Below are 26,653 nucleotides of genomic sequence, written 5' to 3' on the forward strand. Positions count from 1 at the left end.
ACGCCGAGTTGGCTATGAGTCAAGCAAAAGCCACGCGACGGGTGGCGCATCGCCGTTGCAACGATTGCTTGGCCGCGGGCTGAGCTCTCAGACTCCCAGTTTCCAGCGGATGATCGCTTCCGCCCGGGCCAAGGCGCCGTCGGCGTCGAGATCGCTGGTATCCAGGATCGCGGCATCCTCTGCGGGGCGCAGGGGTGCCGCCGTCCGTGTGCGGTCGGCCTCGTCCCGCGCGGCCATTTCCGCACGGATCGTCTCGAAATCGGGCACCGCGCCGCCGCGCGAGACCAGTTCCTGGTAGCGGCGCTGCGCGCGGACATCGAGCCCCGCCGTCACGAAGAGTTTGACCGGCGCATCCGGCAGCACCACGGTTCCGATATCGCGCCCGTCCAGAACGGCGCCGCCTTGAGCAAAGCGACGTTGAAAATCCAGCAGGGCCGCGCGTACGCCGGGCACCGATGCAACCTTCGCGGCGGCGGCATCGGCCACGGGGCCGCGCAGGTCCGCACGACTGAGATCCTCCGGGACGAGCGCCACAGCGGCATCCGTTGCTGCTGCGGCGTCGGCGGGGTCAGCGCCCGCGTCCAGCACACGGCGGCCGACCGCACGATACAGCAAGCCGGTATCGAGATGCGGGACGCCCAGCACCACGGCCAGACGCTTCGCCAAAGTTCCCTTGCCCGAGGCCGCCGGCCCGTCGATCGCGACCGTCAGCGGCCGTTCGGCGGGGTCATGCATCGCGCCGCTCATGCCGCGCCGATATCCGCGCCGAGGCCGTGCATGAGTTCGACGAATTTCGGGAAGCTGGTTTCGATGAAAGCCGCGTCGTCCACGGTGACCGGCGCCTGGGTCGCGAGGCCGAGGACGAGGGCGGACATGGCGATGCGATGATCCATATGCGTCTCCACCGTGCCGCCGCCGGCGGGTGCCGCGCCACCGCTGCCGTGGATGATCAGATCATCGCCCTCGATCTCGACCGTGATGCCGTTGACGGTCAGCAGTGCCGCCGTTGCCGCCAGCCGGTCGCTTTCCTTGACCCGCAGTTCGGACAGGCCAAGGAAGCGGCTGGTGCCATGGGCGAAAGCGGCCGCGACGGCCAGGACCGGGAATTCGTCGACCATGCTGGGCACGCGGCTGCGCGGCACCTCGACCGCCTGAAGCGGCCCGGCGCGTAGGATGAGATCGCCTACCGGTTCGCCGCCTTCGATACGTTCATTCGCAATCGTGAGGTCCGCGCCCATGTCCTGCAAGGTCGTGAACAGGCCCGTGCGCAGCGGGTTGAGGCCGATATTCTCGATGGTGACGGCGGAGCCCGGCACGATCAGGGCGGCGACGATGGGGAAGGCGGCCGAGGACGGGTCACCCGGCACCACGATATCGGCGGCCGTCAGGCTGGGCTTGCCCTGCAACCGGACGACGCGGCCATGGCCCTGCACCTCGACCGCGACGGTCGCGCCGAAATGACGGAGCATGTTTTCCGTATGGTCGCGCGTCGCTTCCGGCTCTTCCACCACCGTCTCGCCCTCGGCATTGAGGCCGGCGAGGAGGATCGCCGACTTCACTTGGGCGGAGGCCACCGGCAGGCGGTAGTGCAGCGGCGAGGGCGTTGCCGTGCCTTCGATCGCCAGCGGCAGGCGTCCGCCGGCGCGACTCGCGAACCGAGCGCCGGTGCCGGACAGCGGGTCGGTGACGCGCTTCATGGGGCGGCTGCGCAGGCTGCCGTCCCCGGTCAGCACCGCGAAAATCGGATGGCTGGCCAGAATGCCGCAAATCAGCCGCGCGGCCGTGCCGGAATTGCCCATATCGAGCACATCCTTCGGCTCCTGCAATTTGCCGCGCCCTTGCCCGCGAACATGCCAATGGCCGTTGCCCAACTGCGTGACCTCGGCGCCCAGCGCCCGCATGGCGTCCGCCGTGCGGAGCACATCCTCGCCCTCCAGCAGGCCGGTGATGCGAGTCTCGCCTTCGGCCAGCGCCCCGAACATCAGCGCGCGGTGGCTGATGGACTTGTCGCCTGGCACGCGGATCCGGCCCGTCAGAGCGCTCTGTCCCCGCCGGCTTGTCAGGGGGCGTGCCGCGATAGGGGCGGTTTTTGCGGAATGATCCATTAGCTTCTCTTGACGCGAATAAGGCACATGCGAGGAGATGGGGTTTGACAGCGGCGTCTGAGGATGGCAAGGCCGCCCCCTTTCCGAACACGGCTAATCCCCTGACGAGGCTCCCGATGGTCAAGCCTGAACTAGGCGCAAAGCGCACGTGCGTCTCCTGCGGGACGCGCTTCTACGATCTGGGCAAGGCGACGCCCACCTGCCCGAAATGCGGCACCGAACAGCCGCCCGAGCAGCCGCGCCTGAAGCGTGGCGGCACGCCGGTCGATGACCGCCGTCTGAAGAAGCCGGTTCCGGCTGCCCGTGAGGAAGAGGGCGACGTCGAAGCCGTCGAGGTCGAGGAAATCGCCGAGGACGATGACGTGCTCGACGAGAGCGCCGACCTGGACGACGATGATGACGCGATCGAGACTGAGATCGAGGTCGAGAAGGACACGGACGAGCGCGACCAGTAAGGTCGGCTTTCCCTCCGCCCCGCCGGTTCGCCGCGCGGGGCGGAGCCTTTTCAAGGTCTCGCCTTGTTGCCCTATCGGCTAGGCATCTCCCTATTTGGCGATGCGGCCTCAAGCCGCTACAAAGCGCTGGCATCGGTTGTCGCGACGGCGGCCGTAGTTGTCAGGAATGGGAAACCGAGACGTGGGGCAATGTCCGAGGCAAAGCTGAAGCCTAACTTTGCCTCGGCGATGGTGTCCTTTCGCGGCATTGCCGCCGTTATCGGCATCGCCATCGTCGTCCTGATCGCCGGCTGCATCCTCGTCCTGTTCGAAGGGCGGGCCGACCTCATCTATCGCGCCAATATGATGGCCGAGAATATTCTCGTCCTGGCCGAGCAGACCGTTCAGATTGAGGTCAGCCGCTACGATATCCGTCTGCAGGACATTGCCTCAACGCTGGCGTCGTCGTCGGTGCAGGACGGCATGCTGCCGGGTGTGGACAATCTTTTCGGTGGCATCGCCGAGCGCGAAAGTGCCGGTGACATTATTGTCGTCAATGCCGCTGGGCAGGTTCTGATGAGCTCGCGCCCGGAACTGACCAGCAAATACCTCGGCGTGCTCCCGACCGTCGTATCCAGCGCGCGCTTTGGCGCCAACGGGCTGGGTATCAGCAGCGTCGTCAAAGCCCGGGCGCGTGAGCCCGAGGTGGCGCTGATCCGGCGGGTGCAGGATCAGCGGTCGAACCAAACTGTCGACGTTATCGCGATGCTGCCGATGTCCTGGATTCAAGGTGTCTTCAGCCAGATCAAGCTTGGCAATCACGGCATCATCGGGCTGGTCGACGCCAACCATATCCTGCTGGCCCGCAAGCCCTTGGTCGCGGAAAAGATTTGTGCGGTCGTGCCGGTACCGCCTGCGCTTGAGCAGGAACCCAATGGCGGCATTTACCGGGAATCACGCAAATCGGTGATCGACGGCCACTTCAGGCTTGTTACCGCAAGCCGCGTCGGCGATTTGCCGCTTTACGTTTTCGTTGGCCTGTCCAAGCAGGATATTTTTCTCGGCTGGAACAACCGCGCTTTGGTGCTGCTGGCTTCGGTCGGCGTTCTGGCGGTGATCGTGGTGGCATTGATGCTCGCCGTTATCCAGCAGTTGCGAAGCAAACTGCTGCAGGACCGGCAGCTGCATGAATTGAATCTGCAATTGCAGGAACTGGCGCGCACGGATCCGCTGACCGGATTGCTGAACCGGCGTGGTTTCGACGAAAGCATCGCGCGGGAATGGCGGCGCTGCCGGCGTTCGGCCAAGCCCATCGCGCTGCTGATGATCGATGCCGATTATTTCAAGCAATATAACGACCACTACGGGCACCAGTCCGGCGACAACGTTCTGCGGATGCTGTCGCGCTGCATCGAAGAAACCATACGCAGGCCCGGCGATATCGCTGCCCGCTATGGCGGTGAGGAATTCGCGGTCGTGTTGCCGGATACGCATCGCGAAGGCGCGGTCATGATTGCCGAGACAATCCGGACGAAGCTGTCGGTTCTGGCGCTCGCGCATGCCCCGCGGAACGACATCGTCACCATCAGCGTAGGGTTGGCCTATGCCGAGGCCGGCGAGATCGAAAGCGTCGAGGCGCTGGTCGCGCAGGCCGATGCCGCGCTGTATCGCAGCAAGGCCGCCGGCCGCAATCGCGTTACCCTGGCCTGATCCTGGCCTGATCCTGGCCTGTCCGCAGGCGGCGGCACGCGGACCCCGCCGCCGTCAGGCGGCCGCTGTTTCGGGAACCTCGCCGCCCCTGGGGCCCCAGAAAATCACCCAGGTCGCGAAATCGTCGCTCATGTCCAGAAAGAAATGCGGGTTGCCGGCCGGCACGAAGAGCACGTCGCCGGTTTCGGCCGGCATGACGGTGCCGTTATGGTCGAACCGCGCCCGGCCGCTGACGACGACGTAAAGCTCGTCCTGCGCATGGGGTGACTGACGGTCCGTGCCACGTGGGGCGAAGATTTCAACCGACATGGTGCCGTGGCGGAAGGCATCAGCAAAAGGCACGCCTTCCGGCCAGATGGCATCCGGCGGCCCCGGCAGGCGGGCAAGGTGTGCGCTCAAAGAAGCCCTTAGCGTCTCAGCCATGACCGCCTCCCTGTCTGCCTGGGGATAATGTTACGCCGCGCGGGACAGGCCGCCCTGGCGTTCGATGAAAGCCGCGATATCGGCCACGCCCTGGCCCGCGCGGATATTGGTGAAGACGAAGGGCCGCTCGCCGCGCATCTTCCGCGAGTCTCTGTCCATCACATCCAGGCTGGCGCCGACATGGGGCGCCAGATCAATCTTGTTGATGACAAGAAGATCGCTGCGCGTGATGCCCGGGCCGCCCTTGCGGGGGATCTTGTCGCCGGCCGAAACGTCGATGACATAGATGGTGATGTCCGCAAGCTCGGGGCTGAAGGTGGCTGCCAGATTGTCGCCGCCGCTTTCGATCAGGATCACGTCAAGGCCGGGGAAGCGTTTGTTGAGATCGGCGACGCCGGCGAGATTGATGCTGGCATCCTCGCGGATGGCGGTATGCGGGCAGCCGCCGGTCTCGATGCCCAGGATGCGGTCAGGCGTCAGGCTGCCGGCGCGGGTCAGAAACTCCGCGTCTTCCTTGGTGTAGATGTCATTGGTGATAGCCGCGATGTTGTAGGCCTCGCGCAAAGTCTTGCAGAGCGCATCCATGAGCGCGGTCTTGCCGGTGCCGACCGGGCCGCCGATGCCCACGCGAAGCGGGCCGTGGGGTGAAGAACTCATGTGCGGAACAACCTCGTATATTGCGTTTCGTGATGCATGGCGGCGAGGTCAGCGCGGATGGCGCTGCTGCCGATATCGTCCAATGTCAGGTCGCGGCTTTCATCGCAGACCGCGACGAGGACGGGCTCAAGGGCTGCCAGGATGCGCAGTCCCGCCTGCTGGCCCAGCGGAATGATGCGCACGGCGGAGGAGACCATATTGGCCGCGAATGTGTGCAGAAAGCCTAAAGTTGCGCGGTCCTCGGCAATGCCATGCGCAGCTGCCACGGCGCCGACCGCGACCGGATAGGCGATATCGTCGCCCAGCCGCTGCAATATAGGATGTGGCCAGGCGCGTGCGGCGGCGAGGAAGGCATTGCCCTGGGCTGTCGTCTCCAGCAGTCGCTCGCGGCAGCCGGGCAGGGCAGCGGCCAGGTCCGCGATCTCGGCCAGCGCGGCGGCGTCACCCGCCGCGCGATGGGCGTGGCGCAGCAGAATAGCATCCGTGCGCCCGCTGCCTTGTTCCAGGATATCGACGATCCAGCCGACGATGCCGGCGGTGGATTTCGCATCGCCCGTTTCCACGGCCCATTCGATGCCGTGGCTATAAGCGAAGCCACCCGTGGGGAAGGCCGGCGACAGCCAGGTCAACAGCTTCAGAAAGCCGTCGTCGCTGAGGGACGCCTCAGTCATGGTGGTGGTGGTCATCGTCGTCATGATGGTGGTGATGATGGCCGCCGCCGGTGCCGGGCGCATAGGCACCCGATTCCGGGTCGAAAGGCGCTTCGTTTTCCTCGGCATGGCCGCCGAGCAGTTCGACCATTTCGGCAATGACGTGATCGTAGCGGATGCGGATTTCGCCGGGCAGGAACTGCACGGGCAGATGCCGGTTGCCCAGGTGCCAGGCGATGCGCATCAGCGCGTCCTCGTCATGGGCGTGGATATCCAGCACGCGTTCCGGCATGGCCTGCACGGCCAGAATGCGGCCGTCTTCCAGGCGCAACCCATCGCCATGCTTCAAGGCCACGGCCTGCGGCAGGTCCAGCAGGCATTCCGCGCCCGAGACGGTCTTGAGCAGAAAGCGGCGGCGATGCCGATGGTCATGGTCCAGCAGCACGGCATCCGCCGCTTGGTCCTTCGCCCAGCTTCCTGCCGCCAGATATTCAGTCGCGCGCATATTTACTCTTTCCAGCCACCGTCAAAGGTCGCGTCACCCGCGGGCTTGTCCCGCGGGTCTACCCGCTGCGGCGCCCTGACGTCGTGCAAGCGCCCGAGCGGGTGGATCCCCGGCACAAGGCCGGGGATGACAGTAGGGAGGGCAGGGCGGTGTGCCCTCATCAAAACAGGAAATACCGCTGCGCCATGGGCAGCACGGTTGCCGGTTCGCAGGTCAACAGCACGCCGTCGGCCCGCACTTCATAGGTTTCCGGGTCAACCTCGATATTCGGCGTCGCATCGTTATGCACCATGCTGGCTTTGCCGATGCCGCCGCGCGTGTTGCTGACGGCGACAAGCTCGCGCGACAGGCCAAGGTTGCGGCCGATATCGGCGTCGATCGCGGCACCCGAGACGAAGAGCACGGAGGACAGCGTCAGGCTGCGTCCGAAACTGCCGAACATCGGCCGTGAATGGATCGGCTGCGGCGTCGGGATGGAAGCATTCGGGTCACCCATCATCGCGGTCGCGATGGTGCCGGATTTCAGCACCATATCCGGCTTCACGCCGAAAAAGGCCGGATTCCACAGCACGAGGTCAGCCAGCTTGCCGAGTTCGATGGAGCCGATATGCTCGGAAATGCCATGCGCGATGGCCGGGTTGATGGTGTATTTCGCGATATAGCGCTTCACCCGGTTGTTGTCGGCCGGGCCGTCGCCCGCCAGCGATCCGCGCTGCACCTTCATCTTATGCGCCGTCTGCCATGTGCGGGTGATCACCTCGCCCACGCGGCCCATGGCCTGGCTGTCGGAACTGATGATCGAGAAGGCGCCGAGGTCATGCAGGATGTCTTCGGCGGCGATCGTCTCGCGCCGGATGCGGCTTTCCGCGAAGGCGATATCTTCGGGGATTTCCGGGTCCAGGTGATGACACACCATCAGCATGTCCAGATGCTCGTCCAGCGTATTGCGCGTATACGGGCGCGTCGGGTTGGTGCTGGACGGAATGACGTTCGGCAGGCCGGCGACGCGGATGATATCCGGCGCATGGCCGCCGCCCGCGCCCTCGGTATGATAGGCGTGGATGGTGCGCCCGCCGATGGCGGCGATTGAGTCCTCCACGAAGCCGCTTTCGTTCAGCGTATCCGTATGGATCATCACCTGAACGTCGAAGCGGTCGGCAACCGTCAGGCAGTTGTCGATGGCGGCAGGCGTGGTGCCCCAATCCTCATGCAGTTTCAGGGCACAGGCCCCGGCACGGATCATCTCCTCCAGAGCTTCGGGGCGCGACGCATTGCCCTTGCCGGCGAAAGCCAGGTTCATCGGCAGGCCTTCGGCCGCCTGCAACATGCGGGCGAGATGGAAGGGGCCGGGCGTGCAGGTCGTGGCCGCCGTGCCGGTGGCCGGCCCGGTGCCGCCGCCCAGCATGGTCGTCAGGCCCGAGGTCAGCGCCTCATCCACCTGCTGCGGGCAGATGAAATGGATATGGCTGTCGAAGCCGCCGGCCGTCAAAATGCGGCCTTCGCCGGCAATGATTTCCGTTCCCGGTCCGATGATGATGGTCACACCCGGCTGCGTGTCCGGGTTGCCGGCCTTGCCGATGCCGGCGATGCGCCCGCCCTTGATGGCGACATCGGCTTTGACGATGCCCCAATGGTCGATGATCAGCGCGTTGGTGATGACGGTATCGGCGGCACCTGCGGCATTGGTGACCTGGGACTGGCCCATGCCGTCACGAATGACCTTGCCGCCACCGAATTTCACTTCCTCGCCGTAGGTGGTGAAATCCTTCTCCACTTCGACGAAAAGCTCGGTATCGGCCAGACGCACGCGGTCGCCCACCGTGGGGCCGAACATATGCGCATAGGCATGGCGGGACATACGGGCCATGGGGTCAGGCCTCCAGTTTGCCGGAGACATCGCCCCGGAAACCATAAATGACGCGGGCGCCGCGAATGGGGATCAGCGTCACCTCGCGGGATTGTCCGGGCTCAAACCGCACGGCGGTGCCGGCGGCGATATCCAGCCGATAGCCGCGCGCGGCGGCGCGGTCGAAGGCGAGGCCCGGATTGGTTTCCGCGAAATGGTAGTGGCTGCCGACCTGCACCGGGCGGTCTCCGGTATTGGCGACGGTCAGCGTGATCGGCACGGCACCGGCATTCAGCGCGATATCGCCGTCAGCCGGGATCAGTTCTCCGGGGATCATGGGCGGCTCCTTCAGCGGATCGGCTGGTGGACGGTGACGAGCTTGGTGCCGTCGGGGAAGGTCGCTTCCACCTGCACGTCATGGATCATCTCGGGGATGCCTTCCATGACCTGATCGCGGGTGATGACATGGGCGCCGGCTTCCATCAGATCGGCGACGGTGCGGCCGTCGCGCGCGCCTTCGACCACGAAATCGGTGATGAGCGCGATGGCCTCGGGATAGTTGAGCACCACGCCACGCTCCAGCCGGCGGCGCGCGACATTGGCGGCCATGGCAATGAGCAGCTTGTCTTTTTCTCTGGGCGTCAGGTTCACCTGAAACTCTCTCCCTACCTACAATTGCCAGACGCGCGGCAAGGCAGCGCCGCCCCGCAGGATATCCAGACCCGTCATCACCGCTCGGCGCAAATTGGCCCCGTCGGTGGCCAGCAGTCTCGCAAGAACAAGGCCATTCCAGGCCGAGACGCCGGCTTCCAGACTATGATCCGGCAGAAGCCCCGGGCCAAGGGCCGCGCGCAAGGGTTCCACGAAATCCCCGGCATCGGGCCGCACGGCGACGATGGTTGCCATGGCCCGCGCATCGGCGAAGGTGCTGGCCCTGCCCATAAGGGTCGCCACTTCGCCGTCCAGCCGGGTCGCGTCATGCAGGATGAGCTTGCCGCCGTGGCGGATGACGATGCGGTCACGCAGGCTGATATCCTGCACCGTCTCGCCCATCGCCTGCCGCCCGAAGATGAGGCTTTCCACGCCCAGGAAACGGGCGTCGGCGGCCATATCGACCGTCAGCGTCCGGTCCAGCTTGCAGCGGTCGAACAGGATCGTCTCCTGCGGCAGCCATTCCAGCAGCGCGCCCTCGGCGATGGTGAGGTTGGACCGGATGGTGGCGGGCGGGGAGGCGGGGCTCGCCCTGTAATAGCGCTCGGCCGCCTGGGTGGTGGTGACGAAATGGCTGCCCGGTCCGGCCTCGATGACGGCCGCCAGGTCATCCCCGCCGGTAATCCCGCCCGAAGTATTGAGCAGTACGGTCTCAGGGATGCCGCCTGGCTCAGGGCGCGGGTGCCGGGCCTTGAAACAGCCTTCCTGCCGCAGCACCGCCAGCACGGTGTCCGTGCCGCGCCGGTTGAAGGCGACGCGCAAGCGGCCATAGGCGCGCTGGGCGCGGGCGGAATAAGTGAGCTGGGCGGAATCCATGTCTCTCTGTGGCATGAACGGCGGCGGGTTCAAATCCCTGGGTCTCTCAGGGCGTTTGTGCTAATATTGCGGGATGCAGGAAGTTCCGCCCAAGATGTCGGACTTTGTGTCGGCTGAAGAAGCCGAGGCCTATGACCGCTGGTTTCGTGCCAAGGTCGAGGCCAGTCTTGCTGACACACGACCGACGGTCTCCCATGAAGAGGCTATGGCGCGCATCGAGACAATTATCGAAAAAGCCCGGCAAGCGTCCAAGCGCGGATAATGCTGCCTATTCGATGGCGAGAAGAAGCGCTGGAAGAACTCGAGCGGCTGATTTTCGAAATCGCGCAATCCAATCCAAGATCTGCCGCGCATTTGCGAGATCGTATCGTAAGCGTTGTTCTGCCTTTATCGAAGCATCCTTACCTCTATAGAACGGGTCGCGTTCCCGGAACGCGCGAATTGGTCGCGCATCCAAACTATATTGTCGTATATAAAATTCAGCCTCATCATATTGAAATAATTTCGGTAATTCACGCGCGACGGCGCTATCCCTGACTAACCTCACACCGACAGATGCTTGCGCACTTCGGTCTCATCCAGGCTGTCGCGCGCGCCTGCCACGACGATGGACCCGCGATCCATCACCGCCAGCGTCTGCGCCAGTTCATGGGCGAAATCGTAATATTGCTCCACCAGCAGGATCGCCATGGTGCCGCGACTGCGCAGCAGAGAAATGACGCGGCCGATATCCTTGATGATGCTGGGTTGAATACCCTCGGTCGGCTCATCCAGCACCAGCAGGCGCGGGCGCATGACAAGCGCGCGGCCGATGGCGAGCTGCTGCTGCTGGCCGCCTGACAGATCACCGCCGCGCCGGCCCATCATGCTTTTCAGGATCGGGAAGAGTTCGAAAATCTCTTCCGGAATTTTTCTTTCGCGGCGGGGTAGGACGGCGAAACCCGTTTCCAGGTTTTCCCGCACGGTGAGAAGAGGGAAGATGTCGCGGCCCTGCGGCACCCAGGCGATGCCGCGCTTGGCGCGCTCATAGGCCGGCATTTTGGCGATGCTGGTGCCTTCCCAGCGGATATCGCCGCCCGAGATGGGATGCGCCCCCGTTATCGCCCGCAGCAGGCTGGTCTTGCCGACACCGTTGCGGCCGAGGATGGAGGTGACGGTGCCGAGCTCGGCCTTGATAGAGACGCCACGCAGCGCGATGGCGGCGCCGTAATGCAGATTGACGTTCTGGACTTCAAGCATTGCGGTCCTCCTCCACAAACGTAAGCAGCGTCATACCGCTAAATAGCCGTCATGCCCGCGAATGCGGGCATCTTCTTGGGCGCCGCTACAGAATAGAATCATAAAGGTCATGCCATTCCGGGTTAGTTGTCTCGATCAAGGCCACCTTCCAGGCACGACGCCATTTCTTCAGCGCCTTTTCCCGGGCGATGGCATTCACGATCTCATCGTGCCGTTCGTAGTACACCAGTTGCTTCAGCCAATATCTCTGCGTGAAGCTCCTTGTTTCACCAGAACGATGCTGGCTTGAGCGGCCAATCAGATCGGACGTCACGCCGATATACAAAACTCCGTCGCGGCGGTTGGTCATGATATAGACCCAGCCACCTTTCTCCATGATGCGCCTCGTCTCCAGAAGATGCCCGCTTTCGCGGGCATGACGGAATCATCGCGAATCACCGCCCCAGATACACGTCGATCACCTTCGGATCGGCGCTGACATGATCAAGCGTTCCTTCCGACAGCACCGAACCTTCGTGCAGCACCGTCACCTTCACGCCGAGTGCGCGCACGAAGGTCATGTCATGTTCCACGACGACGACGGAGCGCGTGCGGTTGATGTCGCGCAGCAAATGCGCGGTCTGTTCCGTCTCGGCATCCGTCATGCCGGCGACCGGCTCATCCACCAGCAGCAGTTCCGGGTCCTGAGCCAGCAGCATGCCGATTTCCAGCCACTGCTTCTGCCCGTGCGACAGATTGGCGGCGCGGCGATGACGATGATCGGTCAGCCTTATCGTCTCCAGCAGCTCCGCGATCTTCTCTTCCTCGCTCTTCTGCTTGCGTGCCCGCAGCGTGAACCAGGGGGAGCGATCACCGGCCAGGGCCAGCAGAAGATTGTCCCAGACGGTATGATTCTCGAAGGTCGTCGGCTTCTGGAATTTCCGCCCGATGCCGAGCTTGGCAATCGCAGGCTCATCCATCTTCGTGAGGTCTGTGGAAGCGCCGAACACGACCTGCCCGGTATCGGGCTTGGTCTTTCCGGTGATGATATCCATCATCGTGCTTTTGCCGGCGCCGTTCGGCCCGATCACCGCCCGCATCTCGCCCTTCGCCAAGGTGAGAGACAGATTGTTGATGGCCTTGAACCCGTCGAAGGTTTTGTTGACGCCGTTGAGATACAGAAGGTCACCGCTGACGGCCCCGATGGGTTGCGCGTTCATGCCGTTTTCTCCCCATCCTCGATATCCGCGCCGGCCTCGGCCAGATCAGCCGTCTGGCCGTCGATGGCGGCCAGACCCTGCTTCTCATGCGCGGTCGGCAGCGCCGCGTCATTCCCGGTCCGCCGGGCAAAGGTGCCGACAATGCCTTTCGGCAGGAACAGCGTGACGAGAATGAAAAGGCCACCCAGCGCATAAAGCCAGGCGCCGGGCAGCGCGCCGGTCAGGATCGTCTTGCCGAAATTCACCAGCACCGCGCCGAGGATGGCGCCCGACAGCGTGCCGCGCCCACCGACCGCGACCCAGATCACCGCTTCGATGGAATTCGCAGGCGCGAATTCGCCGGGATTGATGATACCGACCTGCGGCACGTACAGCGCGCCGCCGATGCCGGCGATGACGGCGGACAGAACCCAGACCACAAGCTTGTAGTATTCCGGCCGGTAGCCCAGGAAGCGCGTGCGGCTTTCGGCGTCGCGCACAGCCACCAGAACCTGCCCGTAGCGGCTGCCCACCAGCCAGCGGGCGAAGAGGAAGGCACCGGCCGTGAAGATAGCCGAAATCACCATCAGCGCCGTCGTCGTGCTGCTGCGGTTGAGCGGGAAACCGATAATGTCCTTGAAATCGGTCATGCCGTTATTGCCGCCGAAGCCCATGTCGTTGCGGAAAAAGGCCAGCAGCAGCGCATAGGTCAGCGCCTGGGTGATGATGGAGAGATAGACGCCCGAGACGCGGCTGCGGAAGGCCAGGAAGCCGAAGACGGCGGCCAGGATCGCCGGCACCACCAGCACCATCACCATGGCGAAGGGGAACCAGGCGAAACCATGCCAATACCAGGGCAGCTGCTTCCAGCCGATGAAGATCATGAAATCCGGCAGATTGGCATTGGCATAAACGCCGCGCGCGCCGATCTCGCGCGTCAGATACATGCCCATGCAATAGCCGCCCAGCGCGAAGAAGGCGGCGTGGCCGAGCGTGAGAATGCCAGCAAAACCCCAGACCAGATCGACGGCAAGTGCCAGCAGGGCGTAGCAGAGATATTTGCCGGCAAGACCGACGACGAAATCCGAGACATGCAGCGCGCTGGTCGCGGGCGTCGCCAGATTGAGGATGGCAAGGATGATCGCGACGCCGATGATGATGACCGGCGTGAGGGTCAGGGAAAGGCGGGTCATGCTTCCACCGCCCGTCCCTTGACGGGGAACAACCCGCGCGGACGCCGCTGAATGAAGAGGATGATCAGGACCAGGACGACGATCTTGCCGAGCACCGCGCCCGCCACCGGCTCCAGCCCCTTGTTGACGATGCCCAAGGTCATCGCCGCCAGCACGGTACCCCATAGATTGCCGACGCCGCCGAAGACCACGACCATGAAACTGTCGATGATGTAGTTCTGGCCGAGGTTCGGAGAGACATTGTCGATCTGCGCGAGTGCCACGCCCGCGACGCCCGCAATGCCTGAGCCCAGACCGAAGGTCATGGCATCGATCCAGGGCGTGCGGATGCCCATGCTGGCCGCCATGCGGCGGTTCTGCGTCACCGCGCGCATGCGTAAGCCCAGCGGCGTGAAGCGCATCACCGCCATCAGCCCGCCCACGACCGCGAAGGCGAAGATGATGATGCAAAGCCGGTTGAGCGTGATGGTGAGGCCACCCACCATGAAGAAGCCGCTCATCCAGTCGGGCGTGGCCACGTTCTGGTTCTCGGCGCCGAAGCCCGAGCGCACGGCCTGTTGCAGCACCAGGCTGAGACCCCAGGTCGCGAGCAGGGTTTCGAGCGGACGGCCGTACAGGAAGCGGATCAGGCAGCGTTCGATCAGAATGCCGATGGCGCCAGCGACGACGAAGGCGACCGGGATGGCGACGATGACGCTGGCACCGAAGAGATCCGGTGCATAGGCGCGAAACACCTGCTGCACCACGAAGGTCGCATAGGCGCCGATCATCACCATCTCGCCATGGGCCATGTTGATGACGCCCATGACGCCGAAGGTGATGGCGAGCCCCGCGGCGGCCAGCAGCAGCACCGAGCCGAGGCTGAGGCCGTAATAGACGGTTTCGCCCCAGCTCCAGAGTTTCAGCGAAAAATCGATATGTTTGATGGCGGTGGCAGCCGCAACTGCCACCGCCTTCGGGGCGCCGGAGAGCGAGGCAAGCTCGTTCCGCGCCGCCATGTCGCCGCGCGCCGCGATGGTGTTCACAGCCGCGAGCTGTGTCGTCTGGTCTGTCGTGGACAAGGCAAGCTGGTCTGCCGCTTCCGCCTGCAGCAACGTCGCCCGCACGCGCGGGTTCTGCTCATGGCTCAGCGCATGCTGCACGATGGGCAAGGTGCCTGCGGCGGGTGATTCGAAAATCGCCTCTGCCGCCTTCTGGCGCGTTGCGGTGTCGGGCGAGGAGAGGTCAAGCACGCCTTCGGCGGTCGCAATCGCACCGGTCACCATGTCGCTGGCGACGATGCGGCGCACCTGCATGAAGGGCGGTGCCGCAATGGTGGCGCCGGTGCGGGCATTCAGCCAAGCGCCGGAATCGGTGTCATGAATGAAAAGCCCGGCGTCGGGGCGCGGATATTTCCAGGTATAGAGTTCGTTATTGCCGAGCGCATCCAGCACCTTGCGCGCTCGTGCGTCACCCGAGACGGAGATGGCGTTGACCGCGCTCACCACGTCATCAAGGTCGCGGCTGGTCAGGCCCAGATAAGGGTCGGCTGCCGTCTGGCTGGTCGGCGCGCTTTGGGCATGGGCGGGTGTGAGAGGAGCGAAAGCCAGCATAGCCAACAGAAGACCAAGGATGGCTGGCCGCCAACGGCAGGGTTGATGAAAGAACTGGCTCAATGGCTAAGCTCCTCTCGCTGCGGTGTCATGGCGCGGTCGAGCCAATCGCCGACTGCTCTATCGTCATCCGCGGGCTTGTCCCGCGGATCTACCCATTCGGGAGTGCGAGACGTGGATCGAGCGCCCAGGCGGCGTTTTGCCTGGGCGACCGGGTGGACCCCCGGGACAAGCCCGGGGGTGACGGCTTCATTGAGGTGACAGGTCGGAGAGCGTGTCAGCTCGCCTTGCTGCCCAGGCACTTGCCCTTCACGACGTCGTAGTTGCCGCAGCTCATGGGCGGCAGCCAGTCGCCGATCAGGTCCTTCGATTCCGGCAGATAGGGCGACCAGGGCTGGGCGACGACGGTGCCCGGCGTTTCGTAGACTATGTTGAACTGGCCGTTGCCCTGAATTTCGCCGATCAGCACCGGCTTGGTGATGTGGTGGTTCGGCATCATGGCGGAATAATCGCCCGAGAGGTTGCCGGCGGTGATGCCGGGCAGGGCGGCGATGACGGCGTCGGTATCGGTCGTATTGGCCTTCTCGACCGCCTTCACCCACATATTGAAGCCGATATAGGCCGCTTCCATCGGGTCGTTCGTGACGCGCTTGTCGTTCTTCGCGAATTTCTTGAAGTCGGCGATGAACTGCGTATTGGCCGGGCTGTCGACGCTTTCGAAATAGTTCCAGGCGGCGAGGTGGCCGACCAGCGGCTTGGTGTCGATGCCGGCCAGTTCCTGCTCGCCGACCGAGAAGGCCACGACCGGAATATCGGTCGCCTTGATGCCCTGGTTGCCCAGTTCCTTGTAGAAGGGCACGTTGGCGTCACCATTGATGGTGGAGACAACGGCCGTCTTGGCGCCCGAGGAGCCGAAGCTTTTGATCTGGGAGACGATGCCCTGCCAGTCGGAATAGCCGAAGGGCGTGTAGTTGATCATGATGTCGGAGGCGGCGACGCCCTTGGACTTCAGATAGGCTTCCAGGATCTTGTTGGTCGTGCGCGGATAGACGTAATCGGTGCCGGCCAGAACCCAACGCTTCACATGCATCGTGTCCATCAGATAGTCGACGGCCGGAATGGCCTGCTGGTTCGGGGCAGCGCCGGTGTAGAAGATATTGCGGCTGCATTCCTGGCCCTCATACTGGACCGGGTAGAACAGGATGCCGTTCAGCTGCTCGAAGACCGGCAGCACGGACTTGCGGGAAACCGAGGTCCAGCAGCCGAAGACGGCGGCGCATTTGTCGACGGACAGAAGCTGCTTCGCCTTTTCGGCAAACAGCGGCCAGTTGGAGGCAGGGTCGACGACGACGGCTTCCAGCTTCTGGCCCAGCAGGCCGCCATTGGCATTCTGCTGGTCGATCAGCATCAGCATCACTTCCTTCAGCGGGGTTTCGCTGATGGCCATGGTGCCGGACAGGGAGTGCATGATGCCGACTTTGATGGTGCCGGCGGCCTGGGCGCGGGCCGGGCGGGTGGTCGCGACCGTGCCGACGGCGGCGGTGCCGATGGTGGCGGCGGCAGCGGCGGCAAGGCCCAGGCCGCCCAGCGAACGGCGGCCCATCTCGATTTGCGGGGCGGCGTCGGTTTCCGGCAGCGCCGGCTTGATTTCGTCCGTCATCGTCTCGGTTCCTCTCTCGTTGTCAGAAAATTCCATGTCGGCAAACGCGACCTGGGGCGGAGAGTGACGTTGACTGGTCGTCCGGGACCATACGCAAAAGCGCGTATGACCGGGCGCGCGGTCTATGCTTTGATAGGAATCGGTTTATTCGTCATGGCCGGGCGGCCCCGCCTGAGAGAGACCTACATTAAGGCGGCGCGGTGAGGATAACGACACCTTCAGGCTCCGCGCGGCTGGCGCGGCAGCGCATCACCCGCACCAGGCGGGAATATAACCGCTGGGTCGCCAACCAGACGCTGGAGGATTACGCGCTCCGCTTCACGGCCAAAAGCGCGCGCAAATGGACGGCGCTGCGGGTGGCCAATACCGCCCTGGGTGCCGTCTCCTTCCTCGCGCTGGAAGCGATCGGCGGCACCATCACGCTGGCCTACGGCTTCCAGAATTCGATTCTGGCCATCGCCTTCGTCAGCGTCATGATCTTTCTGATCAGCATTCCCATCTGCGCCCATGCCGCGCGGGCGGGCGTGGATGTCGATCTGCTGACGCGCGGTGCGGGTTTCGGCTATATCGGCTCCACCATCACCTCGCTGATTTATGCGAGTTTCACCTTCATCTTTTTCGGCATCGAGGCCGTGATTCTCGCCTCCATGCTGCAAAGCTTTTTCGGCGTGCCGGAATGGCTGGGCTATATTCTGTGCGCCATCGTCATCCTGCCGCTGGTCACCCACGGCATCACCTTCATCAGCCGCTTCCAGCTCTGGACCCAGCCGATCTGGTTCGTCCTCAACCTGGTGCCGATCATCGCGGTGCTGGTCACGCATCCGGACTGGCTTCCGGGCTGGACCCGGTTTGCGGGCCAGCATGGCCGCGCGGCCGGGTTCGATCTGGCAGGCTTCGGCGCCGCCGCCTCCATCCTTTTTGCCATGATCACGCAAACCGCCGAGCAGGTGGATTTCATCCGCTTCCTGCCACCGCAATCGGCCATCGGCGCGCGGCGCTGGTGGACGGCGCTGATCCTCGGCGGTCCAGGCTGGATCGCGATCGACGTCATCAAGCTGCTGGCGGGCTCCCTGCTGGCCTATGTCGCCCTGCAAAGCGGAATGCTGCCGGATGATGCCGTGCAGCCGGCGCAGATGTACCGGCTGGCTTTCCAGACCATCGCATCGTCGCCCGTCGCCATCATGCTGACCTGCGCTCTGGTCGTGGTCTCTCAGGTCAAGATCAACATCACCAATGCCTATGCCGGGTCGCTCGCCTGGTCGAATTTCTTTTCGCGCCTGACGCACAGCCATCCCGGCCGCGTCATCTGGCTGATCTTCAATATCGTCATTGCCCTGCTGCTGATGGAAACCGGGGTAACCAAGACCATCCAGCACACGCTGGTCGTCTATTCCAATGTCGCCGCCGCCTGGATGGGCGCGCTGGTCGCCGATCTGGTGGTCAACAAGCGGCTCGGCCTCAGTCCGAAGGGCATCGAGTTCAAGCGCGCGCATCTCTTCGACATCAATCCGGTCGGTGTCGGCGCCATGCTGCTGGCTGTCATCGTCTCGCTCTCGGCCTATGCCGGGCTGCTGGGGCGGGGGCCGGCAGCACTCTCCACCTTCATCGCCTTCGGCGGGGCCTTTCTTGTGGCCCCGCTGATCGCCTGGGGCACCGGCGGCCGCACCTATCTGGCCCGGCGGGGCCGCGCCGCCTGGGCCTCGCGCGGCACCATCGCCTGCTCCGTCTGCGAACATGCTTTCGAGCCCGAGGACATGGCCTATTGCCCGGTCTATACCGGCCCCATTTGCTCGCTCTGCTGTTCGCTCGACGCCCGCTGCCATGACGCCTGCAAACCGCATGGGCGGGTGGCCGAGCAGGTCGCGAAAAGCTTCCGCTTCGTCATGCCCGCGCCCGTCATCGCGCTCATGCGCGTGCGGGTGGCGCGTTTCATCGGCGTGCTGTTCCTGTTCGCGGCCGGCACCGGCCTGCTGCTGATCGCCATCGACGCGCAGACCGTGAGTAGTGGCCCGATCAGCAAGGCTGCCGCCAATGCCGCCTTCTGGAAGACCTTCCTGGTCATGCTCGTCATTGGCGGCGTCGTCTCCTGGCTGGCCGTGCTGGCGCAAGAAAGCCGGCGCGCGGCGGAGGAAGAGACGCGCCGCCAGACCGTGCTGCTGCTGGACGAAATCAGCGCCCATCGCCAGACGGATGCCGAATTGCAGCGGGCCAAGGAAACGGCCGAGGCCGCCTCCCGCGCCAAAAGCCGCTATGTCGTCGGCATCAGCCACGAACTCCGCAGTCCGCTGAACGCCATCCTTGGCTATGCCCAGCTCTTGGAGAAGGACGCCGATATCCCAGCCCGCAAGCGGGAGGGTCTGCGCATCATCCGCCGCTCGGGCGAGCATCTGACAGCGCTGATCGGCGGCCTGCTCGACATTTCCAAAATCGAGGCCGGGCATATCGAGCTGTATCGGGATGAAATCCGCCTGCCGGAATTTCTCGATCATCTGGTGCAGATGATGCGCTTGCAGGCCGAGACCAAAGGCATCGCGCTGCATTACCGGGCCGATCCGCTGCCGCGCCTGGTCTATGCGGATGAGCATCGGCTGCGGCAGGTGCTCATCAATCTTCTGTCGAACGCCATCAAGTTCACGACCGAAGGCAGCGTCACCTTCACGGTGCGCTACCGCAGCCAGGTCGCGGAATTCGATGTCACGGATACCGGGCGCGGCATCGCGGAAGCCGACCTCATCCGCATTTTCGAGCCTTTTCAGCGTGCAGGTGATCAGTCGGTGCCTGGCACCGGCCTGGGGCTGACCATCGTGCGCCTACTGACGGAGGTGATGGGCGGAGAGGTGACGGCCACCAGCACGCTGGGCGAGGGCAGCCGCTTCCGCCTGCGCCTGCTGCTGTCGGAAGCGGCCGAGACGCTGAAGCCCAGCCCGCCGGCGCTGGAAATCACCGGCTATCGCGGCCGACGCCTGACGGTGCTGGTGGCCGATGACGACGCGACCCAGCGGTCACTGATGCTCGATCTGCTGACGCCTTTGGGCTTTACCGTTGTCGGGGCGGCCGGCGGCGCCGAATGCCTGGCGCTGACCGAGCAATGGCGCCCCGACCTGTTCCTGCTCGACCTCTCGATGCCCGATGCCACGGGCTGGGATCTGGCCCAGCGCCTGCGGGAGGAGGTGCGGGCGAAGGCGCCCATCGTCATCGTCTCGGCCAATGCCCGCGAATTGGAAGTCGCCCCGCGCGAGGGGCAATTTCATGATGATGTCATGGCCAAGCCTGTGCGGCTGGATCTGCTGCTGGAGAGCATCGGCCGGCTTCTGGCGCTGGACTGGACAAGGCTGGAGACCGAGGCGCTGCCTGCCACGGCGGACGAGGGGGCCGACCTGACCGCGCAGCAATTGGGCGAACTCCGCGAACTCGCCGCCATCGGCTATGTGCGCGGCATCCGCCAGCGGCTGGACGCCCTGGTGGAGGAGCAGCCGGCGCTGGACCCGACGCTGACGCCCTTGCGCGCGCTGATCGCCGATTACCGGCTGGATGCTTTTATCGCGGCCCTGGATGAGATGGCCGGGCGGAGACCGTGACGTGAAACGCCGGGACATCATTCTGGTCGTGGACGACACGCCCGGCACGCTCGGCGTGCTGAACGAGGTGCTGGAGGATGCCGGCTATACGGTGCTGATGGCGCAATCGGCGGCGGCCGCCATGATCGTGCTGGAGCGCGTGCTGCCGGATGTTATCCTGATCGACGCCGTCATGCCCGGCATGGACGGGTTCGAGGCCTGCCGGCGGATGAAGCGCAATCCGGCGCTGGCCTCGGTCCCCATCATTTTCATGACGGGGCTGACGGAAAGCGAGGATGTGGTGCGCGGGCTTGAGGCCGGTGGTGTCGATTACGTCACCAAGCCATTGCAACTGGCCGAGGTCATCGCCCGCATTCGCGTCCATCTCACCGGGGCGCGGCGCACGCAAAGCGCCCAGGCGGCGCTGGACACGGCAGGACGCTTTCTTCTGGCAACCGATACCGAAGGGGAACTGCAATGGGCGACGCCCCAGGCGGCCGGCCTGCTGGCGCGGCTGGTGCCGGCCCAGGACGGCGCCCCGGCCTGCCCCTGGGTTGCTGATTGGCTGGTGGAGTCGCCCGAGCAGGCGCCCGGGCAGGTGGCTATCGCGCTGGGCGAGGCGCCGGTTCTGCAATTCGTCTATGTCGGCCGCATGGCGCCCGATGAGGTGATGTTCCGCATCCAGGAAACGCGGACCTCGACCGAGGAAGCGCAGCTGCGGGAACGTCTGGGCCTGACGGCGCGGGAGGCCGAGGTGCTGCTCTGGGTCGGTCACGGCAAGGGCACGCGCGATATTGCGGATATCCTGGGCATGAGCCCGCGCACGGTGCAGAAACATCTGGAGCAGATCTACGCCAAGCTGGGGGTGGAGAACCGCGCGGCCGCGGCGGCCATCGCCATCCGCACGGTGGGGTGAGGGGCGAATATGTGGAAAAGCCAGCCTTAGTCGGTTTGGAATCACGCCATGGATGACCGTGAGCAGATTCCGCCGGATTGGCTCGCCTCGCTTGTCCGCAGTAAAGCCCAGGCCGAGCGGGGGGAAAGCATGCCGCTGGAGCCGTTCATGAGCCGGTTAAAGGCCAGCATTGATCGCATGAAGCGTGAAGGCGACTCTCTAGAATTTGCCAGAATTTATTGAAATCGCGTTAAAAAGTCGTCATGCCCGGCCCCCGAGCCGGGCATCCAGGCGTTTGGGCGCCTGACCGTGTGGATCCCCGGCACAGAGGCCGGGGATGACGAATTTTTACTAGATTGGCGCTATTTCAAACAAAGCCGGACAGATCTTTTTAACGCCCGGAATGTCCGGCGTCGAAGTGCTTACTTCGAGCCCTTCATGACGAAGAGGCCGACCCAGCTCTGCAGCTTGCCGTTATTGATGCGGAACTTATAGCCGATCGGCTGGTGGGAGCCGTTGGCGAAGGTCGCGATGGCGATGCAGGCGATCTGGCTGTCGCTCTGCTTATCCGTCGTGATGCCGGCCAGATCGGTGACGGCGAAGGGGGCGTTGGATTTTTTCAGCGCGACATCGATGCCGGTGCGGGCCTCGGGGCTGTCGCAGGCGGGCAGGCTGGGCGCGGCCATGGCGGCACTGGTACCCATCAGCATCAGGGTGGCGGCGATACCGCACAAAGACAAACCGGTTTTCATTCCGTCTCTCCGTTCAGGATGGGCGGATCGGCGATCCACCCGCAGGCTAGATGGCGGCGGATCGCAAAAAGAAAACCGCCCTTGGGATCTCCCCAGGGCGGTTGGCTCGGTCAGAGCTTTTCGAGGTTCGAAGCGGCCTGCTTGCCGCGCTCGGTAATGATGTCGTAGCTGACCCGGTCACCCTCGGTCACGCTCTTGAGGCCGGCCGCCTGGACCGCCGTGATGTGAAGGAACACGTCCTTGCCGCCTTCCTGCGGCGTAATGAAGCCGTAGCCCTTCTCCATGTTGAACCACTTAACAGTACCACTCGACATGACAGCCTACTCTCAGAGTTGCAGAACCGAAGAAATAACCTCGCTCTGCCCTGACGGCTACCCCAGTTCTGAGGGTGATCTGTAATAGATGCCTGATGAACGCGGACCTCCCCCGTCACAAAAGTGCGCTTCCACTCTGGTTTAGACAGTGTAAGAAGCGGCACGCACGAAAACCGACGACTGCAAGGCTCCGGTCAGTGTGATCGGGGCCTTTGTTGGCGCTAGAGAGAGAGAGTATGGCTGGCTTCAAGGCAAATAGCTTTAATGACCGCCGCGACGCGGCTTCGAAGGCCAAAGAGGCCTTGTTGGAAAAATTCAAGGCGCGGCCTGCCCCGGATCATCCGCGGCTTGTGGCCTTGGCCGAAGAGCGCACGCGCGTCGCCGAAGCGCGCGCCATTCGCGATGCCGAGCGCGAAGTGCGCCGCCAGGAGCGCTTGGCGCGTGAGGCCGAGGAAGAGTTGCGCCGTGTGGCCGAGGAACTCGCCCGTCTGGAAGCCGAAAAGCTGGCGGCTGAGGCAGCGATTTTGGCCGAGGAAGAACTGAAGGTGAAGCAGAAGGAAGCCCGCGACGCCCGCTACGCCGCGCGCAAGCTGCGCCGCCGCTAAGAGTTCGCAGGTGCATGAGGGCTGCGCTCGCGCGGCCCTCCCCAATCCCGGCGTATGAAGATCATTTCTTAGCGATTTGATTTTTCAAGATAGAGACGGGTGAGTTCGGCTAAGCTCTCCTCATTACTTGGCTGCGTATGATACTATTTCGAAATGAAATATTATCTGCCCGCTGCCTGGCTGATCCTGGCTTGTCTGTCGGCGTCCATTGGGCTGGCTCTGGCCTGGTTCACGCCCGCGTGGTTGCTTTATGCCTTGCCGCTTGCCCCGGCAGCCGTGGCGCTCGCTTTGACGGCCCGCTTCCCAGCTCAGGCGACAGCCCTTTGGCTGGGGCTGCTGGCGACATGCCCGGAAATGTGGCTGGGCGATATCATCCGCCAGACTTCGGCGATCATCGACCTCGACAAGGCGGCTGGGCTGCTTCTCCTGGTCTTCTGCCTTTTCCGCTACGGCGCGCGATGGGACGGGTTTAACCCGTGCCTTGCTTTTCCGTTTATGTGGGTCGCGGGCTATGTGCATGGCGTATGGCCGGGTTTGATCTGGTCCGATTCGCTGCGCAGCCTGATCGGATCCATGGCGCCCTTCGCTTTTTCCTTCGTCCGCCTGCCGCCGGTCTGGTGCCGGCTCGTCATTCGCACCACCATCGCAAGCCCCATCATCATCCTCGGCTTTGGCGGTATTCTGGCGAGCGCCGGCCTGCGGCCGCTTTACGGATTCGAGACCGGCGCGCTGCGGCTGGGCGCCTCCACCCTTCCGGCCTTTCTGGCCGGCTTCACCCTCATCAGCCTCTATGCGCTGCTGGTGGAACAGGTGCGCCGGCCGAGGTTCGGCCTGCTGGTTCTGCTTGCGGGCGATATCCTGATTCTTTTGGCGACGGGCGCGCGGGCACCGCTGGCCATCGGCCTGGGCCTGATCCTGCTCGTCACCATCACAGTGCCGCACCCGCCACCGCTATCCTGGCGGCCCCCTGGCTCGGCTTTGTCCGTCTGCTCGCCCTTGCCCAGCAGGGCGACATAGCGGTGCTCAGCCACCACCTGCTGATCTGGTCGGTCTATGAGGCTGCCGTCCTCCGGTCGCCCTGGCTCGGCTGGGGGCTTGGCACGGATAAGGTGCTGGTGCCGGTCGGCACCCTGCTGTGGCGCCTGCTCGGCACCAATGCGGCCCATGACGAATATCTGCGCATTGCGGTCGAAGGCGGAACGTTGGGCCTGGCGCTGCTCATCCTGCTGTTCATCCTCTGGCTGAGGCATTCGGCCAGACGCCTGCCACGGCCCGAGGCCTGGGTTATGCGCCTCGTTTTCCTGGCCTTCGCGCTGCATGCCGCGACCGACAATACCCTGATCGCGACCACGGCCAGCCTGATGTTCGCCTGGGTTTCCGCTGTCTTCGCGCGCGGGTGGACTGGCGAAGCCTGCCTGCCTCAGGCAAAAGACAAATATGATCACATCACGCATCACTCGGATCGATCAGCCGACCGAAGCCCATCGCCGGACCCTGCTTGACCTGCTGGACGCCTATAGCGACCCGCGTGCGGGAGACCGGTTCTGGCCGGAGGAAACGCTTTGCCTGGCCATTCGCGGGCCGGATGGGGCAGTGCGCGGCGGCCTCTGGGGCCGGTTCTACTACGACTGGCTGTTCATCGAACTGATCTATATTCCGGACGATCTGCGCGGCCAGGACCTGGGCACCGCCCTGCTGGCCATGGCGGAGGCCCGCGCCCGAGCCTGGGGCGCGGTCGGCGTCTGGCTCGACACCTTCAGCTTTCAAGCGCGCGGCTTCTACGAAAAGCACGGTTTTGCGGTGTTCGGGGATATTGCCGACTACCCGGCGGGACATGCCCGTTTTTTCCTCCAGAAGCGTCTGGACAATGGTTCTGCACCGGCGGTGACGCATCCGCTGGTGGAGGAAATTCTCGATCCGCCGCGCGACCTGCGGGATGCCATCGGCAATCCGCTCAGCGCCTTCAATGACGTGAAGCTCGGCGGCGGCGAATGGCCCGAGCGCCGCCACGCCTTCGCGCTGACCGATGAGGCGGGCGCCACGATCGGCGGCCTGTCCGCGCGCAGCTATTACGACTGGCTTTATGTCGGCCTGCTTTTCGTGCCGGACAGCCTGCGCGGCCAGGGCGTCGGATCGCAATTGCTGGCGCTGGCCGAGGAGGAGGCGCGGTCCATCGGCGCCCACGGCATCTGGCTGGATACCTTCAGCTTCCAGGCGCCGGACTTCTACCCGCGTCACGGCTTTGTGCCTTTCGGGCGGCTGGACGCCTATCCCGGCGGCCATAATCGCACCTTCTTTTCGAAGAGGATCGGCTAGGGTTTGTCTGCCTTGAGTGGCATCACCCCAGCCGTCATGCCCGCGAAGGCGGGCATCGTCTGCCCTTCATCGCAGTGCAAAACGGAGAAGATTCCTGCCTTCGCGGGAATGACGTTGTTTCAGTAAAAGCCTGAAACGCCCTAAGCTGCCTTCATAAACGGGGAGGGCAAGGGTGGCGGAGACGAAAGCGCAGGGGCCTGCGCCCCTTTTCAGAGCGGCTATCGCGGCATTGAAGGCCGGTGATCCGGTGGCAGCACAGCTTTTGCCGGGGCTCGACAGGCATGCCGATTTCGCGCCGGGCTGGCTGGCCTTGGCCGCCGTGCTGCGCGACCGGGGGCAGGTTCGGGCCGCGATCCTCACCTTGCAGCGCGCGGCCCGCGCGGCATCCGCCACCGCGCCGATGCTGCATCAGGCGGGGCAGGTGCTGGCGCAGCTCGGTCAGCGGGATGCTGCCATTGCCGCCTTTCAGCGTGCGGTCGCGCTTGATTCCGGTCTTGCGCCTGTCTGGTACAGCTTGGGTCTGGTGCTTCAGGATGCGCGGCATTTCCCGAATGCGGCAGCGGCTTTCGGCCGCGCTTGGACGCTGAAACCGGATTTTCATGAAGCCGCCTTCAATACCGGCATCGCCTGGCAGCAGGCGGGACAGATGGACGCGGCGATGGACGCCTATGCGGCGGCCTACCGTATGAAATCCGACAGTTTTGGGCGCATCGCCCAAGCGCTGATCGCTTCCCCCACCGGCGCGCTGTTTCTGCGGCCCTCAGCTCTCCGCGCTGTCCTCGCCGCCCGCTGAGCGCGCCGCTCGGAAGTCTTTCCGGTACACGCCGGTTTCCGTCAAAAGCTTCTGCGCTGTCTCATCATATTGCTTGGCCCCGGCATCCGTCAGCGGTTCGTAATCGAGCGTGAGCGCTTCTCGCCGCACGGGGATGCATTGGGCGATGGGCGTGCCCTTCGCCAGGACGCCGGAAAAGTCCGGGTCGAGCCAGACCGCCGGAAACAGGATGCCGACGTCATGAAAGCGGTCGGCGTCGACGAGGCCCGACAGCAGGCGGAAGGGCAGATCGGGCCGGTTGGCCGGATGCATGGCAAAGAGTGAAAAGCCATCCGGCAGCTCGATGGTCCAGAAACTGTTGAATTTCACCACCACCTGATCGGCGCTCCACAGCGGTGTCCCCTCAACCTGTGCCGGATGATGGAAGCTGATCGGGCTTTTGGGGTGATGGTGGGCGGCAAGCCCCGGCAGATCCCATTGCCAGGTCATCTGACCGTCGCGTACCGTGACATCGCAGGGCAGCGGCACCACGAAGCCATGGCTCATCGCGTCCACGAAGGGCGGGCAATGCTTCACCGTGCGCACCGGCTCGCCATGCATGTCGGAGACCGCATGGCGGGGCATGGTGCGCAGCCAATCGGGCAAAGCCTGCCGGGCGGGCATGGGGCGCGGCAGATGACCGATCAGCGCCGGATCGCAGCGGAAGAGAATCCGCATGCCCCG

31 protein-coding genes are annotated in these 26,653 nt (G+C 64.3%); 12 read left to right on the forward strand and 19 right to left on the reverse strand.

Going from position 1 to position 26,653, the window contains the following annotated elements:
• Positions 1-87: 87 nt before the first annotated feature.
• Together cmk and aroA are read right to left on the reverse strand one after the other, a co-directional pair.
• Complete coding sequence (gene cmk, locus ASILVAE211_RS02880) at positions 88-747, reverse strand: (d)CMP kinase (RefSeq protein WP_227319766.1); 660 nt, start codon at positions 745-747, stop codon at positions 88-90.
• On the reverse strand, positions 744-2,105 hold the full coding sequence (gene aroA / locus ASILVAE211_RS02885) for a 3-phosphoshikimate 1-carboxyvinyltransferase (RefSeq protein WP_227319767.1): 1,362 nt from the start codon (positions 2,103-2,105) through the stop codon (positions 744-746). The genes cmk and aroA overlap by 4 nt, the downstream gene beginning before the upstream one ends.
• Positions 2,106-2,221: 116 nt before the next feature.
• Here aroA and ASILVAE211_RS02890 point away from each other — a divergent pair, with 116 nt between their 5' ends.
• Both ASILVAE211_RS02890 and ASILVAE211_RS02895 read left to right on the forward strand, forming a co-directional pair.
• Positions 2,222-2,560, forward strand: a complete 339-nt coding sequence (locus tag ASILVAE211_RS02890; RefSeq protein ID WP_227319768.1) for a TIGR02300 family protein — start codon at positions 2,222-2,224, stop codon at positions 2,558-2,560.
• Between the two features lie 189 nt (positions 2,561-2,749).
• Positions 2,750-4,249 (forward strand): sensor domain-containing diguanylate cyclase, encoded by a 1,500-nt coding sequence (locus ASILVAE211_RS02895; RefSeq protein ID WP_227319769.1) that lies wholly within the window; start codon positions 2,750-2,752, stop codon positions 4,247-4,249.
• A gap of 54 nt (positions 4,250-4,303) precedes the next feature.
• Here the strand turns inward: ASILVAE211_RS02895 and ASILVAE211_RS02900 are convergent, their stop codons facing one another.
• The 8 genes from ASILVAE211_RS02900 to ASILVAE211_RS02935 form a co-directional block, all read right to left on the reverse strand.
• The gene (locus ASILVAE211_RS02900; RefSeq protein ID WP_227319770.1) at positions 4,304-4,672 is read right to left on the reverse strand and encodes a cupin domain-containing protein; all 369 of its coding nucleotides are present in this window, start codon (positions 4,670-4,672) and stop codon (positions 4,304-4,306) included.
• A 30-nt stretch (positions 4,673-4,702) separates the two neighbouring features.
• A complete protein-coding gene (ureG, locus tag ASILVAE211_RS02905) occupies positions 4,703-5,329 on the reverse strand; it encodes an urease accessory protein UreG (RefSeq protein WP_227319771.1) in 627 nt (208 codons plus the stop codon).
• Entirely contained in the window at positions 5,326-6,063 is a 738-nt protein-coding gene (locus ASILVAE211_RS02910; RefSeq protein ID WP_227319772.1) for an urease accessory protein UreF, read from the reverse strand. Before ASILVAE211_RS02910 ends, ureG begins: the two co-directional genes overlap by 4 nt.
• Positions 5,993-6,484, reverse strand: a complete 492-nt coding sequence (locus tag ASILVAE211_RS02915) for an urease accessory protein UreE (RefSeq protein WP_227319773.1) — start codon at positions 6,482-6,484, stop codon at positions 5,993-5,995. The genes ASILVAE211_RS02910 and ASILVAE211_RS02915 overlap by 71 nt, the downstream gene beginning before the upstream one ends.
• Before the next feature lie 160 nt (positions 6,485-6,644).
• Positions 6,645-8,351 carry an urease subunit alpha gene (gene ureC, locus ASILVAE211_RS02920; protein WP_227319774.1) on the reverse strand — a complete coding sequence of 569 codons (1,707 nt, stop codon included), beginning with the start codon at positions 8,349-8,351 and terminating at the stop codon, positions 6,645-6,647.
• Positions 8,352-8,355: 4 nt separating this feature from the next.
• The gene (locus ASILVAE211_RS02925) at positions 8,356-8,667 is read right to left on the reverse strand and encodes an urease subunit beta (RefSeq protein ID WP_227319775.1); all 312 of its coding nucleotides are present in this window, start codon (positions 8,665-8,667) and stop codon (positions 8,356-8,358) included.
• Positions 8,668-8,678: 11 nt separating this feature from the next.
• A complete protein-coding gene (locus ASILVAE211_RS02930; protein ID WP_227319776.1) occupies positions 8,679-8,981 on the reverse strand; it encodes an urease subunit gamma in 303 nt (100 codons plus the stop codon).
• An 18-nt stretch (positions 8,982-8,999) separates the two neighbouring features.
• Positions 9,000-9,857, reverse strand: coding sequence for an urease accessory protein UreD (locus ASILVAE211_RS02935; protein ID WP_227319777.1), 858 nt, complete (start codon positions 9,855-9,857; stop codon positions 9,000-9,002).
• Between the two features lie 94 nt (positions 9,858-9,951).
• On the opposite strand from ASILVAE211_RS02935, the gene relB reads away from it, so the two are divergent.
• Entirely contained in the window at positions 9,952-10,119 is a 168-nt protein-coding gene (relB, locus tag ASILVAE211_RS02940) for a type II toxin-antitoxin system RelB family antitoxin (RefSeq protein WP_227319778.1), read from the forward strand.
• Positions 10,119-10,394, forward strand: coding sequence for a type II toxin-antitoxin system RelE/ParE family toxin (locus ASILVAE211_RS02945; RefSeq protein ID WP_227319779.1), 276 nt, complete (start codon positions 10,119-10,121; stop codon positions 10,392-10,394). Before relB ends, ASILVAE211_RS02945 begins: the two co-directional genes overlap by 1 nt.
• A 6-nt stretch (positions 10,395-10,400) precedes the next feature.
• Here the strand turns inward: ASILVAE211_RS02945 and urtE are convergent, their stop codons facing one another.
• The 6 genes from urtE to urtA form a co-directional block, all read right to left on the reverse strand.
• Positions 10,401-11,096 carry an urea ABC transporter ATP-binding subunit UrtE gene (urtE, locus tag ASILVAE211_RS02950; RefSeq protein ID WP_227319780.1) on the reverse strand — a complete coding sequence of 232 codons (696 nt, stop codon included), beginning with the start codon at positions 11,094-11,096 and terminating at the stop codon, positions 10,401-10,403.
• 85 nt (positions 11,097-11,181) lie between these two features.
• Positions 11,182-11,472, reverse strand: a complete 291-nt coding sequence (locus ASILVAE211_RS02955; RefSeq protein ID WP_227319781.1) for a GIY-YIG nuclease family protein — start codon at positions 11,470-11,472, stop codon at positions 11,182-11,184.
• 58 nt (positions 11,473-11,530) lie between these two features.
• Positions 11,531-12,295 (reverse strand): urea ABC transporter ATP-binding protein UrtD, encoded by a 765-nt coding sequence (gene urtD, locus ASILVAE211_RS02960; protein ID WP_227319782.1) that lies wholly within the window; start codon positions 12,293-12,295, stop codon positions 11,531-11,533.
• Positions 12,292-13,467: an urea ABC transporter permease subunit UrtC gene (gene urtC, locus ASILVAE211_RS02965; RefSeq protein WP_227319783.1), complete on the reverse strand. Its 1,176-nt coding sequence runs from the start codon at positions 13,465-13,467 to the stop codon at positions 12,292-12,294. Before urtC ends, urtD begins: the two co-directional genes overlap by 4 nt.
• Positions 13,464-15,122 carry an urea ABC transporter permease subunit UrtB gene (urtB, locus tag ASILVAE211_RS02970; RefSeq protein ID WP_227319784.1) on the reverse strand — a complete coding sequence of 553 codons (1,659 nt, stop codon included), beginning with the start codon at positions 15,120-15,122 and terminating at the stop codon, positions 13,464-13,466. The genes urtC and urtB overlap by 4 nt, the downstream gene beginning before the upstream one ends.
• Positions 15,123-15,336: 214 nt before the next feature.
• A complete protein-coding gene (gene urtA, locus ASILVAE211_RS02975) occupies positions 15,337-16,719 on the reverse strand; it encodes an urea ABC transporter substrate-binding protein (RefSeq protein ID WP_227319785.1) in 1,383 nt (460 codons plus the stop codon).
• Positions 16,720-16,919: 200 nt separating this feature from the next.
• Between urtA and ASILVAE211_RS02980 the strand changes: the two genes are divergently transcribed.
• Genes ASILVAE211_RS02980 through ASILVAE211_RS02990 form a run of 3 tightly spaced genes read left to right on the forward strand, consistent with a single transcriptional unit; the run spans position 16,920 to position 21,414 of the window.
• Positions 16,920-20,297, forward strand: a complete 3,378-nt coding sequence (locus ASILVAE211_RS02980; protein ID WP_227319786.1) for a hybrid sensor histidine kinase/response regulator — start codon at positions 16,920-16,922, stop codon at positions 20,295-20,297.
• 1 nt (position 20,298) lies between these two features.
• A complete protein-coding gene (locus tag ASILVAE211_RS02985; protein WP_227319787.1) occupies positions 20,299-21,192 on the forward strand; it encodes a response regulator in 894 nt (297 codons plus the stop codon).
• A gap of 48 nt (positions 21,193-21,240) precedes the next feature.
• A complete protein-coding gene (locus ASILVAE211_RS02990) occupies positions 21,241-21,414 on the forward strand; it encodes a hypothetical protein (RefSeq protein WP_227319788.1) in 174 nt (57 codons plus the stop codon).
• Between the two features lie 179 nt (positions 21,415-21,593).
• Here the strand turns inward: ASILVAE211_RS02990 and ASILVAE211_RS02995 are convergent, their stop codons facing one another.
• Both ASILVAE211_RS02995 and ASILVAE211_RS03000 read right to left on the reverse strand, forming a co-directional pair.
• On the reverse strand, positions 21,594-21,923 hold the full coding sequence (locus ASILVAE211_RS02995; RefSeq protein WP_227319789.1) for a hypothetical protein: 330 nt from the start codon (positions 21,921-21,923) through the stop codon (positions 21,594-21,596).
• 110 nt (positions 21,924-22,033) lie between these two features.
• Complete coding sequence (locus tag ASILVAE211_RS03000) at positions 22,034-22,237, reverse strand: cold-shock protein (RefSeq protein ID WP_227319790.1); 204 nt, start codon at positions 22,235-22,237, stop codon at positions 22,034-22,036.
• Positions 22,238-22,473: 236 nt separating this feature from the next.
• Here ASILVAE211_RS03000 and ASILVAE211_RS03005 point away from each other — a divergent pair, with 236 nt between their 5' ends.
• From ASILVAE211_RS03005 to ASILVAE211_RS26275, 5 genes are all read left to right on the forward strand, one after another.
• Positions 22,474-22,842: a DUF6481 family protein gene (locus ASILVAE211_RS03005; protein ID WP_227319791.1), complete on the forward strand. Its 369-nt coding sequence runs from the start codon at positions 22,474-22,476 to the stop codon at positions 22,840-22,842.
• 153 nt (positions 22,843-22,995) lie between these two features.
• Positions 22,996-23,859: a hypothetical protein gene (locus ASILVAE211_RS03010; RefSeq protein WP_227319792.1), complete on the forward strand. Its 864-nt coding sequence runs from the start codon at positions 22,996-22,998 to the stop codon at positions 23,857-23,859.
• Between the two features lie 2 nt (positions 23,860-23,861).
• Positions 23,862-24,344: a hypothetical protein gene (locus ASILVAE211_RS03015; protein WP_227319793.1), complete on the forward strand. Its 483-nt coding sequence runs from the start codon at positions 23,862-23,864 to the stop codon at positions 24,342-24,344.
• Positions 24,280-25,158, forward strand: coding sequence for a GNAT family N-acetyltransferase (locus tag ASILVAE211_RS03020; RefSeq protein ID WP_227319794.1), 879 nt, complete (start codon positions 24,280-24,282; stop codon positions 25,156-25,158). The genes ASILVAE211_RS03015 and ASILVAE211_RS03020 overlap by 65 nt, the downstream gene beginning before the upstream one ends.
• 172 nt (positions 25,159-25,330) lie before the next feature.
• Positions 25,331-25,951: a tetratricopeptide repeat protein gene (locus ASILVAE211_RS26275; protein WP_227319795.1), complete on the forward strand. Its 621-nt coding sequence runs from the start codon at positions 25,331-25,333 to the stop codon at positions 25,949-25,951.
• Here the strand turns inward: ASILVAE211_RS26275 and ASILVAE211_RS03030 are convergent.
• On the reverse strand, positions 25,919-26,647 hold the full coding sequence (locus ASILVAE211_RS03030; RefSeq protein WP_227319796.1) for a hypothetical protein: 729 nt from the start codon (positions 26,645-26,647) through the stop codon (positions 25,919-25,921). The genes ASILVAE211_RS26275 and ASILVAE211_RS03030 overlap by 33 nt on opposite strands.
• Positions 26,648-26,653: the final 6 nt, after the last annotated feature.

Source organism: Acidisoma silvae, from assembly GCF_020618775.1.
GTDB classification, from domain to species: Bacteria; Pseudomonadota; Alphaproteobacteria; order Acetobacterales; family Acetobacteraceae; genus Acidisoma; species Acidisoma silvae.